The organism is Acinetobacter sp. NCu2D-2 (assembly GCF_001647675.1).
In the GTDB taxonomy this organism is placed as follows: Bacteria; Pseudomonadota; Gammaproteobacteria; order Pseudomonadales; family Moraxellaceae; genus Acinetobacter.
This window is the reverse complement of the sequence record NZ_CP015594.1, coordinates 2371136-2387722: the sequence shown is the minus strand read 5'-3', so window position 1 is coordinate 2387722 and position 16587 is coordinate 2371136. Positions and strand designations below refer to the sequence as shown.

Genomic DNA, 16587 nt, shown 5'->3' with positions numbered 1-16587 from the left:
TGACGAAGCGATATTTTCTTCATCCTAGCTGAGATTTTCTTAATCACAAATGCTTTTCATGCAATTTGCTTTCATATCCGCAATTTTTTATTCAAAATTTAAGCATTTAGGACTTACGCACTATTATTTATAGATTTTCTGTGGCAGCAGATGATTCTTATCGAGAATAAATTCATCAATAAAGTTCTTGATAATTGGTCTAAATAATTTCTTCTGCCAACGATATACATTTTCAAAGATCCGCTCAAATTGGTTCTTTTGTATCTCAACATAGGCCATCAAGGCTGAGAAAATATGATTCAAAATCAGCTTGGATCGTCTTACTTGAAACTTTTCAATATGACAAACCTGTTTAATTACTCGATGATATTGTTCTATTTTCCAATGACTTGAATGTAATTCATAAAAACCATCAAAGGACAATAAATCATCTTCATCTTGATGCACAATATAAAATCTCTGCTGTTCTTTTAACTGAGTCTTAAATAATTGTACAAAGCCAACATCTTTGAGCCAGACCACTTGACCCTGATGAAAATTCGGCAATAAACGGAGTTGAAACCATTGTCCTTTTTCAGGGGAAACCTTACGGTTACTGTCGACACCAAACATAAATCGAATACCATGTTTTCTTATGGTTTTTAGATTTTCAGTCGATGAATACCAACTATCACCTGTAATAAATTGAATCTTTGCACCCCAATTGAGTACTTCACTTAACATCTCCATAAAGTAATCATTCTTGGTTTTACTTTCTGACTTATCATAAATTCGAAAATTAATTGGAATATTTTTGCCATGTTGATCTGTCGCATACAAGGTAATGAGATTAATACCCTTGACGGATCGGTGGTGTTTACCTGACCAAAAATAGCTAACTAAGTCCATATGTTGACTATATGGCTTATCTAAAACAGTATCATCAATACTGACTATAAGTTTATTATTATCAATGTGTTGAATTGCTTCTTGATATAGATCGTGAGCTGTGTAGTCTTCACGCTCCAAAAAGCGATTTACACTGTCATGCGAGATATTATAAGTCTCGGCAAGTTGTGTGCAGCTAATAGAGTTTGGTTCTGTCATGAGAAAGCCCATATAAATGGGTAATGTACAAGTTGCTGTAGAAGCATGTTTAGTTCGTCTGATCACAGATACGTTATAAAGTAGTTTGAGACTTTTTTGAATCCGTCAATGCGTAAGTCCTAGCATTTTTCGTTAAGTGATATGTAATCGCTTTAGATACAAATGGCATCAATAAAACAGTCTTTTCCCTTTGGATGTTTAGGCGACTCAATTTTGCTATAACGTTCTAATCGTTGTTGTTGGCTTAGTGAGTCATCTGGTTCAGCTTCAAGTTGCTGTTCAGGTGATAAATCTAGAAAATTTAAATAACGTCTTGCGGTCTCTGCCAACATTGAATCAGGACCTTTTGCTAAACGGATGATTGCATCTAGATGATCTGCAGTGATGGATAAGCGATCTGTATAATATTGTGAAACTTGAGTTTTAGACGAACCAAAAAATAAATAATAGGCATATTGCTGCATTAGATAACGTGCATCTGCACTATAACTACTGTTCGGGTATTGTTTAAGATAGTTCTGCCAATATAACGCCCGGACTAAAAGCTCATTTGGACTAATTAACAAATTTCCATTTTGCAAGACAACTTCACGATTTTGCGCGGCTAATTGTTGAATAAAAACTTTTTCTGCTTTGGGTAGATAAGGCGCAAAAATACGTTCCAAATATTCGGGACTACGCCTGAAATTCAGTTCGCCTTCACCGCGGTCGACCAGTTCAATAAAGGCTTGACCTTTATGTTTCAATAAATATTGATCACGTAAGTGAAGCGCCTGTAAATGCTCTTGCTGAATGGTCGGATGCTGTGCCATATCAAAGGCATATTGTTCAAAAGCAATCTGTTGATTTTCATTACGGGGAACACTGAGAAACCGCTGATACATCGCAGTTGACTGCTGTATTAAATGTTGCTGTTGTTCATGATTCAGTAATGGTAAGCAAATTTTGAGGTTTTGGTTAATTTGTTCCAACGCAAGTGTCGTACGTTCTGCATTGATCTGCTGCATATCATTTTCAATATCTTGGCACATTTGATTCAGGTCAACCGCAGCCGATGATGCTTCTTTGACATCAACAGGGTCTGCGACCCACTGAGGATCTTTGCTGGGCTGACAGCCAACTGACAACAAACATAAGCCTGACAACAAACTGAGTTGCAAAATAGATTGAATATGCTTAAACACAAAACCTCGATCGACGTATGCTAAGACCAAACAACACAGTGTGATTTATGTTGTAAAGCAGAGGAGAGCGGACATTTTAGCGCCCTGTTTTAAAGACTCTGTTTAGTATTGTTAAAGGCTTTGTTATGCTGTGTGAGTAAAGTCAGAACATGAATGAATTAAGAATAAAAATGCTGCTTGGCTATGAAAAATGAATAAAACTCATACATAATCATGAGGCAAATCTCATTAATATTGACAATATTTTAAGAATCAATCATTTGATGGACTTTAAAACTACTCGAATCATCAAGCTGATTGATAAATTGCGTATCAGTTGTTGATGGATGGTCTGTTGCAGGGATAAACATTATTTTATGAAAACCAAATTTCTCATAAGTGCATTATGTGTGTTGAACAGTCCATGGGTAAATGCGCTGGATTTGTCTGAGGCATATGAACGGGCAAAGCAAAATGACCCAACATGGCTTGCGAATGTCTTGCAATATGAATCTGATCAATTAAATTTGGGCATTGCTGGTGGGAACTTATTACCGACGGTCACGGTTTCAGGCAATGTCACCCGTAAAAATCAATCCGTTGATACTGCGAACAATGCACAGTTTGGTAATTTTCTCAGTGATACCACCAATAGTCAGCAGATCAGTATTACTGCACGCCAGCCGCTTTTCCGCTGGGATGCATGGCAAGGCTATAAGCAGGTGAAAACCTCCATTCTGCTGAGCGAAGTTAATTTAAGACTGCAAAAACAACAACATATTTTACAAGTTTCAGAAGCTTATTTTAATGTTTTACGCCAGCAATCTTTGACTACAGCTTACTTACAAGAAGAGCAAGCCCTATCTGAACAATTGCGCATGATGAACGCCAAACTCAAAGAAGGTTTGGTAGCACGAAGTGATGTCAGTGAAGCCAATGCACAGTATCAAAATGCACAGGCCAATCGAATTTCAAGCCAAGTCCAATTAGTCTTGGCACAAGAACAATTGGCGCAATTAATTGGGCCATATCAAGAAAATCTTGCGGTGCTACGCGAAGACTTCCAGTTTCAAAAACCGATTCCAAGCGATATACAGTCTTGGCGTGATTTAGCACAAAGTCAGAATCTTGGGATTCTTCAAGCCAGAACCCAAAAGCAATATGCCGAAGATGCGAAACGTGTAGAGCAGGCTGCGTTGTATCCACAAGTGGAAGCTGTGGGTACCTATGGCTATACCAAACAAAGCCCTGATACCGTGATGTCCACCAATGGTGACTTTAATCAGGTCGGTATTGAGATGAACTGGAATGTATTTACAGGCTTTCGTACACAAAGAAGCATTCGTCAGGCAGGTGTGAATGTGCGTCAAAGTGATGCTCAGCTGGATGCGGCTATTTTAAAAGCCAATACAGATGTTAAACAGTCTTTTATGCAGGTTGAAACCGATCAATCCAAACTCAATGCCCGTAAAGCAGCGATGGAATCTTCTGAAATTGTTGCTAAAGCATCAAGAGCACAGTATCAAGAAGGGCTGAAAACCATGGTTGATGTACTGTTAGCACAGCGTAATGCATTTTCAGCCAAAACTGATTATTTGAATGCTAAATATGATTACTTAATTCATGTTTTACAGTTGCAAGCCTCGGTCGGACAACTTACAGAAAAAACTTTAGCTGAAATGAACGCATGGTTGGTTGATTACTCATAAGCAAATGGCTTGTCATCAAACTTTCATCTTTGCTGTGCTTAAATAACTGAGATCAAATTTCGTCCTCATGGATGTGGAGTAAGCTGCTGTGTGTCCAAATAATCCTGTGTTACATCATCATATTTCTTCGCAGTTCAATGAGGAACTTCAGGACGTCAATACTAAATTTATGAGTATGGGCGGTTTGGTGGAGCAGCAAGTCAGCAATGCCATTCATGCACTCTTAGATACCAATGCTACACTTGCCGTCGACGTACAGTTTCAAGACAACATGGTCAACCAATTAGAACGTGAAATTGATGAAGCTTTGACTTTGATTTTGGCGCGCCGTCATCCTGCTGCGATTGACCTGCGTATGGTGATTGCGATGTCTAAAGCCAATACAGATTTAGAACGAATTGGTGATGAAGCCGCGAAGATTGCCCGTATTGCACAGGCATTGTCAGAAGAGGGTGGCTCACCGCGCGGCTATATGGAAACGCGGCATATTGGTAATCAAGTACGGGTCATGATTCATGATGCTTTAGATGCTTTTGCACGCTTAGATGCAGATCAAGCGTTACGTGTATTACAGGCAGATGCCGATATAGATCGCGAGTATCAATCTGCAACGCGCACGTTGATGACTTATATGATGGAAGATTCTCGTCAGATCAGCCGTGTGATCAATGTACTTTGGGTGCTTCGTTCACTTGAGCGAGTCGGTGATCACGCTCGTAATATCTCAGAGCAAGTCATTTATATGGTCAAAGGTTTTGACGCCCGCCATACCAGTATTGAAGAAATAGAACAAAAAGTGCAGCGTTAATTTTTCAAAGCATTTTATTCAAGTCAACACAAGTGAGATTTATATTATATATGCAATGTTTAAAAATTTTTATATTGATATAAGCCTATTTTTAAAGTGAGAAACGTAAAAAAACGCTTTGTTTTTCTGATGCTACATCTATGTAGCACCAGAATAAAATCGGTATTTATGTCGAGGTCATGAGATGAAATTGGTTTAAGAGATATAGCACGTGAAGCATAGGCATCTAACTATGCGTTTCTTCCTCAGCATCATCCTCAAAGGTTTTGGCAATTTTTTCAATATTTAAACTTTTTGCCATCGCATCAAAAATTTCCTTATATGCGCCGTCTTGATGATACAAGTCGTCGTGTTCGCCATGCTCCGCAATCGCACCATCTTTCATCACGTAGGTATAATCAGCATCAATAATTTGAGACAGGCTATGTGAAATCATAATCACGGTGCGGCCTTGTTTGATCTGATCTAAACTTTGCTTAATTTGCTCAGTGGCAATTGCATCAAGACTTGCAGTCGGTTCATCTAAGAAAATAATCGGTGGATTTTTCAGGAACATACGTGCCAAAGCAATACGCTGTTGTTGACCACCGGAAAGCTGTAATGCATCTGAATCATACTGCTGTGGTAGCTGCAAAATTTGCTCATGAATCGAGGCTTTTTTCGCAGCATCAATGACATCATCCATAGACGCGTCGGTTTTACCATAACGAATGTTGTCAAAAATGGTGCCTTGGAAAATATGATTCTTCTGCAGCACTAAACCAATATGATCACGTAAATATTGCGTGTCATAGTCTTTGAGATCTATGCCATCTAGCTTAATTGAACCGCCTTGGGGTTCATAAAATTTGTCTAATAAGCTAATGAGGGTCGATTTACCGGCACCTGATAAACCAACTAAAGCCGTAATTTTATTTGGGCGGATTTCCATATTAATGTCTTTTAAGGCATGGAAACCATTTGGATAATAAAAGTCGACATTGCTCAGTTGGAACTTACCTTGTACAGGTGGTTTTTGCTCGCCACTCGCCTCAATCTCATCATCGGCTTCCAGAATTTGGAAAAAGCTTTCTGAGTAAATCATCGCATCATTGACCTCGTCATAAATACGATGCAATGAGCGAATTGGCGCAGACACGTTATTAAACAACAGCACGTGATACATGATCATGCCGATACTCATTTGACCATCAAGGACGAAATAAGCCGTCAGAATAATAATCAGCACGATACCGATTTGTTCAATAAAGGTTTTTAAACCGTCAAACAGGAAACTGGTCTGACGGGTTTTCATTTGGTTGTCCGTCAGCTCACGTTGTAAGCCGAGCTGCTTCTCTGACTCAATTGACTCACGGTTAAAGGACTTAATTACTGTAATGGAGTTGATAATACTTAAAATGCCTTGGCTCTTTTTCTCACGACCATCACGCAGGCTACGTCGCCATCCGCCAAGCTTTTGTGCCTGTTTATACGTTAGCCAGAAATAGATAGGTACAATTGCCGTTGCCACTAAACCGACATAAAAATTGGCATAGTACATCAGTGCCAATGCCACAATTGCACTGGTAAATAACGGCAAAATATCAATAAAGAAGATCTGTACTAAACGGGTTAGTGAACCAATTCCACGGTCAATACGGGTTTGCAATTTACCCGCTTGGTTATTGTCTTCATTAAAAAAAGCCAGACGATATTTGAGAAATTTCTCAATAATGCCCTGAGCTAAGTCTTGTGAAACAAAGATTCTTAACTTTTCACCGTAAAATTTCTGTCCAAACTGAACGATGGCATTGATGACTTCTTTACCGAGTAAGATGGCTGTAATCGTAATCAGAATATGCCAACCTTGATCGAGACCTTCACCTGCTGCGAGCAATTTATTAATGCTATCTACGGCATACTGTAAGGTAATGGCGTTGACCTGAGCAGTAAAAGAACTCACTAATGTCAGTAATAAGGTGGCAATGACCAATATTCGATAAGGTCGAACAAAAGGTCTAAGCTTCTGAAAAAGATGCCATAAATTCATAAGTAATTAATTTTTATTGTAAAAGTTAATCTGAGTCTATGCCTCAAATTGTGATTGCTCAAGTAGAAAAGATGTTTTGATTTGTGAATTACACATTGTGGAATGGGTTTGAGTCATGTCACTATGCAGGGAAACATCATGATGTATTGCTGATGACGTTTGATCTATTTCCGCCAGAGCCAAAAGCCAATTTACTGCCTTATGATGGGGTGGTGGAGGATTTAGGCTGCGTCATGAACTTGCAAGATAGCGAAAAATATTTCAATTATTTTTTAAGAAAACTCGCTTGGCAGCAGGATGAAGTCTTCTTGTTTGGTAAACACTACATCACAGATCGAAAAGTGGTGTGGTATGGCGATGAAAACTTTCAATATCGTTACTCTGGAAGTATCAAACAGGCTCATATCTGGCAACCTGCGCTTTATCGGTTAAAACAGCATATTGAAGCATTGGTCGGACAGAGCTTTAATTCATGTTTAGCCAATTTATATGAAAATGGCAGCCAAGGCTTAGGTTGGCACAGTGATGATGAACCGACTTTATACCAAGGGCAGAGCAGGGAAAGCGTGATTGCATCCTTAAGTTTAGGTACAACCCGTAAGATGAGCTTTAAACATAAAAGCAGCAACGAAAAAGTTGAACTACTTTTAATGAGTGGACAATTGATTGTGATGCGTGGCGTGACGCAGCAGCACTGGAAACATCAAATTCATAAATCCAGCAAAATTACCCAACCTCGAATTAACTTAACCTTTCGCCAGTTTTATTATCTTGAATAATTATTTCAGTACTTCGATAGGTTCTGGATTCAAGGCTGCAAACTTCTGTTCAATCAAACGTGCATTTTCTTGCAGAATTTCAATAAGTTTTGCCAAATTGACAAACTCAAAGCGATTTTTCGAAGCCAATAAAGTCAGTGCTAAGGGTGGTTCTTTACTTGAGAATTTAACCGGAACTGATACGCCCGCAATATTCGGATCTAACTCACCATTAGAAAAATAATATCCTTGTTTTTTTATTTTTTTGAGCTGAGTTAGAAATTCATCTTGGCTTTTGGCAAAATTAACTTCTGAAAGCTGTGTAGCATAACGCTCATAGTAATCGAGCTGACTTTGTTTTGGTAAATACGCCAGCATAATTTTAGCGGATGAGCCGACATAGACCGGACGAGGACAGCCACGACCATACGACAACAGTAATGTATTTTTAAACACTTCACTGTGTAGGTCGATACACGAGTCGTAATTTAAATGTGTGAGCAGACAAGAAAATTCAGTGCGATGCACAATTTCTTGCATAAAAGGAATGCTAATTTGCACCAAAGGGTCGGTGGTACGCGAAATAAAATCCAAAACTGCGATCTTTGAACCTAAAGTGTAATCACCCGATGTACCACTTAGACGTTGCAGTAGTTCATTAGAGACTAATTCTTTTAAATAGCGATAACTGGTTGGTTTTGAGAGGCCCAATTCTTCACTGATGGTATCGACATTGATGACCGGTCGCGATACAGAAAAAAGATCGAGAACCGTTAAAATTTTACCAAAACTGGAAAGCGCCATAACCAACAACCTGCGTGGTTTAATTGTGAAATCATAAATTCTAGAGTTACTTTATAACAAAAAAAGCAGCTAAATTTTGCGATTTCCCTGAATTTAATTTTATTTCGTCATCACTTTTTCGATAGCTTATATGTGATAAACAAGAATTAAAGGCTTATATAAGCTTAAAAAATCGGTTGATTTTGCTCAAATTCTCATATTTGGATATTTTAATTGACAAAAAAGATTAATTTTGAAAAAATTCACATGAAAAATATCTTATGGTGAATAATTAATCAATCTATTAATTATTGATCATTAATGTCCTTTCAGTTCCAAATCAGCACTGATTTGAACATCTTTATCTAAATTGTATGTAGATTTTTAGCCCGCAATATTTCTCGATATTGTGCGGTTTTTTGATCTCTAAATTTGCCTGATTGACCAAAATAGAGCCGATATATGTTGCTGATTAAACCTTTACTCGCATTCCGTCCCAATAAGATGGATTGGATTTTTGCGATAAAGACCTTTGTGGCAGGTATGTTGGCACTTTATGTCGCATTCATGTTGAATTTGACCTATCCGATCTGGGCTATCGGCACAGTCTTTGTGATTGCCAATCCCTACTCGGGCATGGCTGCTTCAAAAAGTGTGTTTCGGGTTTTGGGGACTTTATTGGGTGCAGTGGTCTCGGTGGCCGCAACTCCCGTTCTAATGAATTATCCATGGCTATTTAGTGCGTTTTTAGCTTTTTGGGTCGGGCTTTGTTTGTATATCTCTTTATTAGATCGCACACCGCGCAGTTATATCTTTATGTTGGCGGGCTATACCACCGTCATCATCAGTTTCAATATTGTCTATAACATTGAAACCTCGTCGCTCTTTGATATGGCGGTCGGACGGGTATTAGAAATTACTGTCGGGGTGTTATCCAGTGCCTTGATCATGACGACCATATTGCCAATGAATATTGGTCCTGCAGTGGCTATGCGGGTGTCAAAAACCTTGAAAGACACACGGGGTATCTTCGATAAAATTTTAATAGATAGTGAACAAAAAAATAATTACAGCCAATTGTTGAGCCATTTAGCCCGTGATATTGCAGATATTCATGTCATGGCAACGCATCTTAACTATGAAAAATCGACATTGCAGGGCATGACTAAGCCCTTGCAAGAGATGCTCAATCAAATCAGCCTATTGGTTGCTAACTTGGTGGCGATGTCAGAACGAATTAAACAGTTGGATCAAATTGATACTGCATATCGTGAACCTTTACGGCAGTTACATCAAAATATTGTCGACTTTCTATCTCCAGAAACAATGATTGACGAGAGTGAGCTCAATACTTTACCTACAACGTTTGAGCAGGATTTTCAACAGATCTTTGCTATAGCGCAGCCTTCACAACATGTTGCGTTATCCAGTCTAAAAATGGACTTGCGCCACTTTATCCAAAGTATTCGGGCGATTCGCTTAATTTGGCAACGTATTCAGCAAGGTGACAGCACTTTGCCTGCCAACGTGACGCCATTAGGTACAAGTTATCCTAATTTGCATCGTGATCATGGTGTGGCATTACGTGGCGGGATCTCGGCGTGTTTAGTGGTATTTCTGTCGAGCGGCTTATGGATTCTAAGTGGCTGGAAAGCAGGCTTTATGTTTGCCGAAATGGCTGCGATTGCTGCTTGTATTTTAAGTGCGATGGATAACCCTGTTCCAGCCTTAAAAATGTTTATTCGCGGGAATGTGTATGCTGCGATTATTGTTTTTATTTATGCCTACGGCATCTTTCCGAATGTTACTGCTTTTTGGCAACTCGCTGTGGTTTTGGCTCTGTTTATTATTTATTGTTTGCTGCTTTTCCCGCATCCACCTTTGACGGGTTTGGCACTACCGATGCTGATGGGTGTCATTATGGGGCTGAACTTTCAAAACCGTTATTCACTCGACCAAGTTTTTTTCTTTGATGCAACGATTGGTACGATTATGGGTCCAATCTTGGCAGCTTATATCATTCATTTGGTTCGGGCGATGTCCCCTGAGATCAGTGCAAAACGTATATTGGCACTGCATTACCAAGCGTTTGGTGAGGCCTTATATATTCCCTATGGTCTGGAATTTCGTATTCATTTGCGCGGAATGCTCGATCGTATTGGGATATTAAATACCAAAGTTGTTCAATCTGAACGGGTAAAAAAACAGATCGATCGTGCATTAATTGAAACCAGCGCGGTGGTGGATTTAACGCGACTGCAAGAATTATCACAACAATTAGCCGCTGATCATCCATTTAAATCTGCATTGATCGAGTTACAACAGCAACTTCAACACTATTTTGAAGCCAAGGCAGAGCAACAATCTACAGATTCCATTCAAGCAGTCATAGCGCAACATTTAGTACAACTTCAGCAAGAAATTCAGGTTGAAGATGCCAATGTGCTGCAACGTCTACATATTTCTTTAAACAATATTTCTAGCAGCTTGTTTCATTTTCAAGTTGCACAAACGAATGAAACGCGTGAGGCAACATCATGGGCGAAATAAATATCTACGGTATTTATGTGCCAATTCTCTTGATTCAAGCCATTTTGGCCTATGTGCTTTTAAACCTGCTGATGAAAGCCATGAACCGATGGGTTGAGCAAGATTGGATTGCTTTACCCGGTATTTTTTACCTGTGTGTGTATGTCGTGATTTTGGGCGGTGTGCATTGGTTATTTCTCTAAATCATCCAGCACATATTAAATAATTGAGGAATCTTACAATGACAGCTGTCAATTTAAAAAAATATCTCCGTCCAGTCCTGCTTGTGCTTGTTGCTATAGCGGCAATTCTGGTGATTCGACATATTTGGAACTATTACAATGCGGAGCCGTGGACACGTGATGGTCGTGTACGTGGTGATGTGATTCAGGTGTCTTCAGATGTGTCAGGCATTGTGACTGAAGTGCTTGTTCACGATAACCAAACGGTGAAAAAAGGGCAGGTCCTATTCAAAATTGATGTGGCACGTCAAGCACTGGATGTCGAAGAAGCAAAATCAGACTTAGCCAAAGCCAAAGCAGGTTTGGCACAGGCAGAAGCAGAATTGATGCAAAGTAAAGCAGATTTTGCCAAGTCACAAGCCAATTTAAAACTGGCAGATAAAACCGCGAATCGTTACGAAAGTTTGATGGATGGTGCGATTTCTAAACTGGAACAAGATCAGAAATTGGCAGAGCGTGATCAATCGAATGCCGAGCATGAACAAATGGCAGCTGCAATTGAAAAAGCCAAAGCCAATATTGTGCAGCAAAAAGCCCTGATCGAAGCTGCGCAAAGTCAGGTGAACTTAGCTAAACTCAATATGAACCGTTCAGAAGTTGTTGCCCCTGCGGATGGTACGTTGTCAAACTTTGAACTTCGAGCTGGTAATTATGTCAAAGTCGGACAAGCTGTTGCAGCACTACTTGATCGTAAACAGCTGTATGTTGTTGGATATTTTGAAGAAACCAAACTGAATAAAATTTATATTGGCGCACCAGCAACCATTCAATTGATGGGTGATTCACAAACATTTAAAGGGCATGTTCAAGGTGTGGCATTAGGGATCGAAGACCGTGAACGTACATCGACTTCTGGTCTGTTGGCAAATGTGAATCCAACCTTTAGTTGGGTACGTTTAGCACAGCGTGTTCCTGTTAAAATTGTTTTAGATGAAGTGCCCAAGAATGAATTGGCATTTGTGGCAGGGCGTACTGCAACTATTCACATTGAAGACAAATAATAAAATATAGATCTAAAAAAGGCATCTTTCGAGATGCCTTTTTCATGCAAGAGTTTAAGGATTTAATCCTTGTGGATTTCGATACCAACTTTCAATAAATAGCGCTGCTGCAATACTATCTGCAGAGAGCTTTTTACCACGGCCTTGAGCTTGGTAATGATCAAGTTCATCGCGTGCTTCACGCGTCGTTAATCGTTCATCGACCATCAGTGTTTCGATATTGGTTTGATGACGTAAACGACGGGCAAATTTACGTGCACGTGTGGAGAGTTCAGATTCAGTATCATCCATGTTTAAGGGTAAACCGACCAAAAACAGCGTAGGTTGATACTGTTTAACAATTTTTAAAAGATCATCCCAGTTGGGAATACCATCTTTCATCGGAAATAAAGCAAGGGGATTGGCACTTTCAATCAGGGATTGACCAACTGCCATTCCCATTTTTTGTGTACCAAAGTCAAACGCCATAATCATCTGTGGCGCGTTTACATCAGGCATGTCCAATCTCAGAAGATAACCAAGTACGGTCTACGCCAATTTTTTTATAGGCAGCATCCCAACGGTCGTCATAAGGTAAATTAAAAATCAAATCCATATCAGATTCGCAGATGAGCCAGTCGCCGCGCGCGATTTCTTCTTCAAGTTGATGTTTTCCCCAACTCGCATAACCAAGCGCAATTTGATAACGACCGACGCCTTCATTATGCGCGATCGCATCTAAAATGTCTTTAGAGGTAGTAATACAGACATTTTCACCGACAGCAATGGATGAATGCCATGTCGGTTGCCCTGTATGCAGGACAAAGCCTGCTTCCGGGCGTAAAGGACCACCTTGCAATACGGCATGCGGATTGACATTATCGGCTTCAATGTCTAAATCGTTGAGTAACTCACGAATTTGAATCCCTGAAGGCCGATTGATAATAATGCCTTGAGCTCCATCCGCATCATGACGTGCGAGATAAATGACAGTGTTTGCAAAAAAATCATCACTCATTTCTGGTGGAGCAATTAGACAGCGATGTGTCAAATATTGTTTGGGCACCTGAGCAATTCTCCTTAAATCAACTTCTTCGCATGAATATGTTTTAACGTCTTTTCATTAACTTAACTGAGCTTGCTCATTTCACCAACTATTTTTTGTGATGAATTTGATACTTTTTATGCATGCTGAAACTTAAGCTGTCGCAATTGGCGTGCATGTTGTAACGTCGTCTCATTAATTTCGACACCACCGGTCATGCGCGCGAGTTCCTGAATGCGTTGGTCTTCATCCAATTCAAAGATGGTACTGCTTGCAGGATCAGTCTGACGTTTTTTTACAAGTAAATGCTGATCAGATTGAGCTGCGACTTGGGCTTGATGGGTAATACACAAAATTTGTACATGCTGACCTAAGTCACCTAATAGACGACCGACAATTTCAGCTGTGCCTCCACTAATCCCGACATCAATTTCATCGAATACCAAGACTTCAGCTTCAGTCTTTTCAGCATTCATCACTTGCATGACCAATGCGATACGCGACAATTCACCCCCTGAGGCAACTTTTGCAAGTGGTTGAGCAGGCATGCCTTTATTGGCAGTAAATAGCAGCTGTATATTGCTTAAGCCTTCCATGCCAGGTTCATCTAAAGCTTCAAACTTGAACTCAAAATAGGCTTCAGGAAGCGCTAATTGCTTAACTTGTTCAGTGAGTTGTTTCGCTAAAGGCCCAGCAGCATCGCGACGAATTTGATCCAGATGCTGTGCAGCAGCCAAGAAGGCTTCATAAGACAAAGTCACTTGCTCAGCCAAGGTTTCAGGGTCTTCTAATTGATGCAGCTGTTTAAGTTCAGCTTGCCATGCATCAAATTCCTGTTTCAGCAGTTCGGGTTGCGTACGATATTTGCGTGCTAAACGATGGAAAACTTCTAAAGATGCATTCAGCTCTTCCATGCGTTCAGGATCGAAACTTTGACGATCCATAAAGTGGCGTAAATTTGAAGTAGCATCTTCAATTTCACTTTGTGCATTAAGTAATGAGGTATGAATTTCAGCAAGAAGTTCACTTCTGCCTGCATGACTTTCAATGCGGCGAATGATCGAGCCTAATTCCTGATTAATATTTTGTTCAGCTTCATCCAAGCCATTTAAGCTGTAGACGCAGTCTTGCATGATGGTCTCATGATGAGACAGTCGGTCAAATTCTTGCTCAATTTCTTGATAATCAATTTGTATGATTTCAGCCAATTCTTCGAGTTGTAATTCAAGGGTTTCAATGCGCTGCTTACGTGTCGCCTGTGCATCGAGAGCCGCTTGGTGCTGACGAATATTCTTTTGCCAAGTACTGTAAGTATTACGCACTTCTTGAGCAGGTGCATAAAAGTTACTGTAACGATCGATCCAGCGGCGTGGATAGGGCGGCTCGAGCAATTGTTGTTGGCTGTGCTGGCTATAAAGCTGAACCAGTAAGCGTCCGATTTCTTTCAGTTCAGATAAACTGCTCGGACGTCCATTAATCCATGCTTTACTTCGACCGGTTGCAAAAATAACACGACGCAAATGAATTTCGCCTGACTCATCATCTAATTCATGTTCTTTAAGCCATTGTGATTCAGGACTATTGTCCTGATAACTAAAACTGGCTGTCACATCTGCTTTTTCTGAACCATAACGCACATAGTTGGTATCGGTACGTTCACCTAAACAAGCAGATAATGCATCAAGTAAAAGCGATTTACCTGCACCTGTTTCACCCGTCAGTACGTTAAAACCTTGATCAATATCAATGGCAAGGTGATCGGCTAAAGCAAAATTAATCAGAGTTAAATGTGTCAGCATAAACGCATCCGAGCTGCGAAAAGTTTCAATTAAATATAGTGATCTTCAACGCGTGTCACAACGTTATTATCATTATAAATCAGGTGAATTGCATTCATTCTATATTAATTTGACTCAAGGGATACATCATTCTTTCTCTCAATATTTGCTGAGAACCTGAAAGCGAGCATACAAATTTAATGAAAGTTGCAAAGGCGTATACGGATTATTTTATAAAATAAATGGCGAAGATTTTAGGCCTTAAATGAGTCGGTTTAGTTAAGCTTTACAAAAGATAAAAATCCTATGTAAAGAACATGTTGTCAGCTACAAAATATTTCTTGAAGTGCTTAAACTTTGATTGATTAGTTCAAAGTGCACATTTAAACTACAGGCATTCAATTATTACAAAATGCTTTATTTGGAGAACGCACATGTCAGCTCAGTTTGATCATGTATCTGTAGTAAAAAAATCGAATGTATACTTTGGTGGCTTGTGCATTAGTCATATCGTGCAATTTGAAGATGGCACTAAAAAAACTTTAGGTGTGATTTTACCCACAGAAACAGCACTGACATTTAAAACCAGCGTTCCTGAGCGTATGGAAATCATTTCTGGCGAATGCCGCGTGGTGATTGGTGATAGCGAAGAAAGCGAATTATTCCGTGCAGGTCAATCTTTCTATGTGGCTGGTGAAAGTTATTTCAAAATTGAAACAGATGAAGTCCTTGATTATGTGTGCCATTTTGAAGGCTAATTGAATGCATTAACGAGATAGCAAAAAACCGAACAGCAATCTTGGTCTGAATCGGTTAAACTAATCTTTGTACAGAAATCCTGTGAACTTTGTTTTGCAGGATTTTTCTTTTGGAATGAAATAGCAATTAGAGGTCGTTCATGGCTAAACCTGAATATTTTTATGGCGTACATTCAGTCGAGTCATTGTTGGAGCTTGAGCCTGAACGTGTCTTGACATTATTCACTCTCAAAGGTCGCGATGATCAACGTTTAAAACGTGTTTTAGAGTTGGCTGAACCTTTCGGTATTAGCGTACAACAAGCCAGTCGCGACAAATTAGAAAAACTAGCAGGGCAGCCGTTCCATCAAGGCGTTGTAGCTGCAGTTCGACCACACCCTGTCTTAAATGAAAAAGATCTTGAAGCAGTTTTACAAGCAAATTCAAACACTTTGTTGCTTGCACTAGATCATATTACCGATCCTCATAACCTGGGCGCATGTATTCGTACAGCAGCTGCGATGGGGGTTGAAGCGGTAATCTGTCCACGTGATCGTTCAGCAACCTTAACGCCAACCGCGCGTAAAGTGGCTGCAGGTGGTGCTGAAAAAGTGAAGTTTATTCAAGTAACCAACTTGGCGCGTACTTTGGGTCAGATCAAAGAAGACTTTAATGTGCGTATTGTTGGCACCATGCTGGATGAACAGGCATTACCGATTCAAAAATTTGATTTCACAGGTACAGGTGTGTGCATTGTGATGGGTGCTGAAGATACAGGTCTACGTCCAATCACACAAAGCCAATGTGATCAAACGGTTTATATTCCAATGTCAGGTAATTTACAAAGTTTAAATGTGAGTGTGGCAACGGGTATGGCACTTTACGAAGCTTGCCGTCAACGTATCGCTTAAACCATTCATTTTTAAATTACAAAGAAGAT

At 39.8% G+C, this 16587-nt stretch carries 15 protein-coding genes; 8 read left to right on the top strand and 7 right to left on the bottom strand.

The annotated features are described in order from the left end of the window. Positions 1–123: 123 nt before the first annotated feature. Entirely contained in the window at positions 124–1152 is a 1029-nt protein-coding gene (locus A3K93_RS11515; RefSeq protein WP_081408506.1) for an IS701 family transposase, read from the bottom strand. Positions 1153–1238: 86 nt separating this feature from the next. Continuing rightward, a complete protein-coding gene (locus tag A3K93_RS11510; RefSeq protein ID WP_067731339.1) occupies positions 1239–2270 on the bottom strand; it encodes a hypothetical protein in 1032 nt (343 codons plus the stop codon). Between the two features lie 356 nt (positions 2271–2626). Here A3K93_RS11510 and A3K93_RS11505 point away from each other — a divergent pair, with 356 nt between their 5' ends. Then, entirely contained in the window at positions 2627–3958 is a 1332-nt protein-coding gene (locus A3K93_RS11505) for a TolC family outer membrane protein (RefSeq protein ID WP_067731338.1), read from the top strand. Positions 3959–4046: 88 nt separating this feature from the next. Further along, the gene (gene phoU, locus A3K93_RS11500) at positions 4047–4766 is read left to right on the top strand and encodes a phosphate signaling complex protein PhoU (protein WP_067731337.1); all 720 of its coding nucleotides are present in this window, start codon (positions 4047–4049) and stop codon (positions 4764–4766) included. Positions 4767–4992: 226 nt separating this feature from the next. On the opposite strand, the gene A3K93_RS11495 is transcribed toward phoU, so the two are convergent. Next, positions 4993–6795, bottom strand: a complete 1803-nt coding sequence (locus tag A3K93_RS11495) for an ABC transporter ATP-binding protein (RefSeq protein ID WP_067731336.1) — start codon at positions 6793–6795, stop codon at positions 4993–4995. A gap of 152 nt (positions 6796–6947) precedes the next feature. Here A3K93_RS11495 and A3K93_RS11490 point away from each other — a divergent pair, with 152 nt between their 5' ends. Continuing rightward, positions 6948–7574, top strand: a complete 627-nt coding sequence (locus A3K93_RS11490; protein ID WP_067731335.1) for an alpha-ketoglutarate-dependent dioxygenase AlkB family protein — start codon at positions 6948–6950, stop codon at positions 7572–7574. Here A3K93_RS11490 and A3K93_RS11485 read toward each other — a convergent pair whose 3' ends face one another. Next, a complete protein-coding gene (locus A3K93_RS11485) occupies positions 7575–8357 on the bottom strand; it encodes an IclR family transcriptional regulator (protein ID WP_067731334.1) in 783 nt (260 codons plus the stop codon). It abuts the gene before it with no gap. A 441-nt stretch (positions 8358–8798) separates the two neighbouring features. On the opposite strand from A3K93_RS11485, the gene A3K93_RS11480 reads away from it, so the two are divergent. Genes A3K93_RS11480 through A3K93_RS11470 form a run of 3 tightly spaced genes read left to right on the top strand, consistent with a single transcriptional unit; the run spans position 8799 to position 12108 of the window. After that, positions 8799–10886, top strand: a complete 2088-nt coding sequence (locus A3K93_RS11480) for an FUSC family protein (RefSeq protein ID WP_067731333.1) — start codon at positions 8799–8801, stop codon at positions 10884–10886. Beyond that, complete coding sequence (locus tag A3K93_RS11475) at positions 10874–11068, top strand: DUF1656 domain-containing protein (protein WP_067731332.1); 195 nt, start codon at positions 10874–10876, stop codon at positions 11066–11068. The genes A3K93_RS11480 and A3K93_RS11475 overlap by 13 nt, the downstream gene beginning before the upstream one ends. Before the next feature lie 38 nt (positions 11069–11106). Further along, on the top strand, positions 11107–12108 hold the full coding sequence (locus A3K93_RS11470; RefSeq protein WP_067731331.1) for an HlyD family secretion protein: 1002 nt from the start codon (positions 11107–11109) through the stop codon (positions 12106–12108). A gap of 54 nt (positions 12109–12162) precedes the next feature. Here the strand turns inward: A3K93_RS11470 and ruvX are convergent, their stop codons facing one another. The 3 genes from ruvX to recN all read right to left on the bottom strand — a co-directional run bounded on the left by ruvX (position 12163) and on the right by recN (position 14931). After that, positions 12163–12606, bottom strand: a complete 444-nt coding sequence (gene ruvX, locus A3K93_RS11465; protein WP_067731330.1) for a Holliday junction resolvase RuvX — start codon at positions 12604–12606, stop codon at positions 12163–12165. Continuing rightward, the gene (locus A3K93_RS11460) at positions 12599–13153 is read right to left on the bottom strand and encodes a YqgE/AlgH family protein (RefSeq protein WP_067731329.1); all 555 of its coding nucleotides are present in this window, start codon (positions 13151–13153) and stop codon (positions 12599–12601) included. Before A3K93_RS11460 ends, ruvX begins: the two co-directional genes overlap by 8 nt. Before the next feature lie 116 nt (positions 13154–13269). After that, on the bottom strand, positions 13270–14931 hold the full coding sequence (gene recN / locus A3K93_RS11455; RefSeq protein ID WP_067731328.1) for a DNA repair protein RecN: 1662 nt from the start codon (positions 14929–14931) through the stop codon (positions 13270–13272). A 413-nt stretch (positions 14932–15344) separates the two neighbouring features. Here recN and ppnP point away from each other — a divergent pair, with 413 nt between their 5' ends. After that, the gene (gene ppnP, locus A3K93_RS11450) at positions 15345–15668 is read left to right on the top strand and encodes a pyrimidine/purine nucleoside phosphorylase (RefSeq protein WP_067731327.1); all 324 of its coding nucleotides are present in this window, start codon (positions 15345–15347) and stop codon (positions 15666–15668) included. Positions 15669–15808: 140 nt separating this feature from the next. Further along, positions 15809–16558, top strand: coding sequence for a 23S rRNA (guanosine(2251)-2'-O)-methyltransferase RlmB (rlmB, locus tag A3K93_RS11445; protein WP_067731326.1), 750 nt, complete (start codon positions 15809–15811; stop codon positions 16556–16558). The last annotated feature ends 29 nt before the right edge of the window (positions 16559–16587 follow it).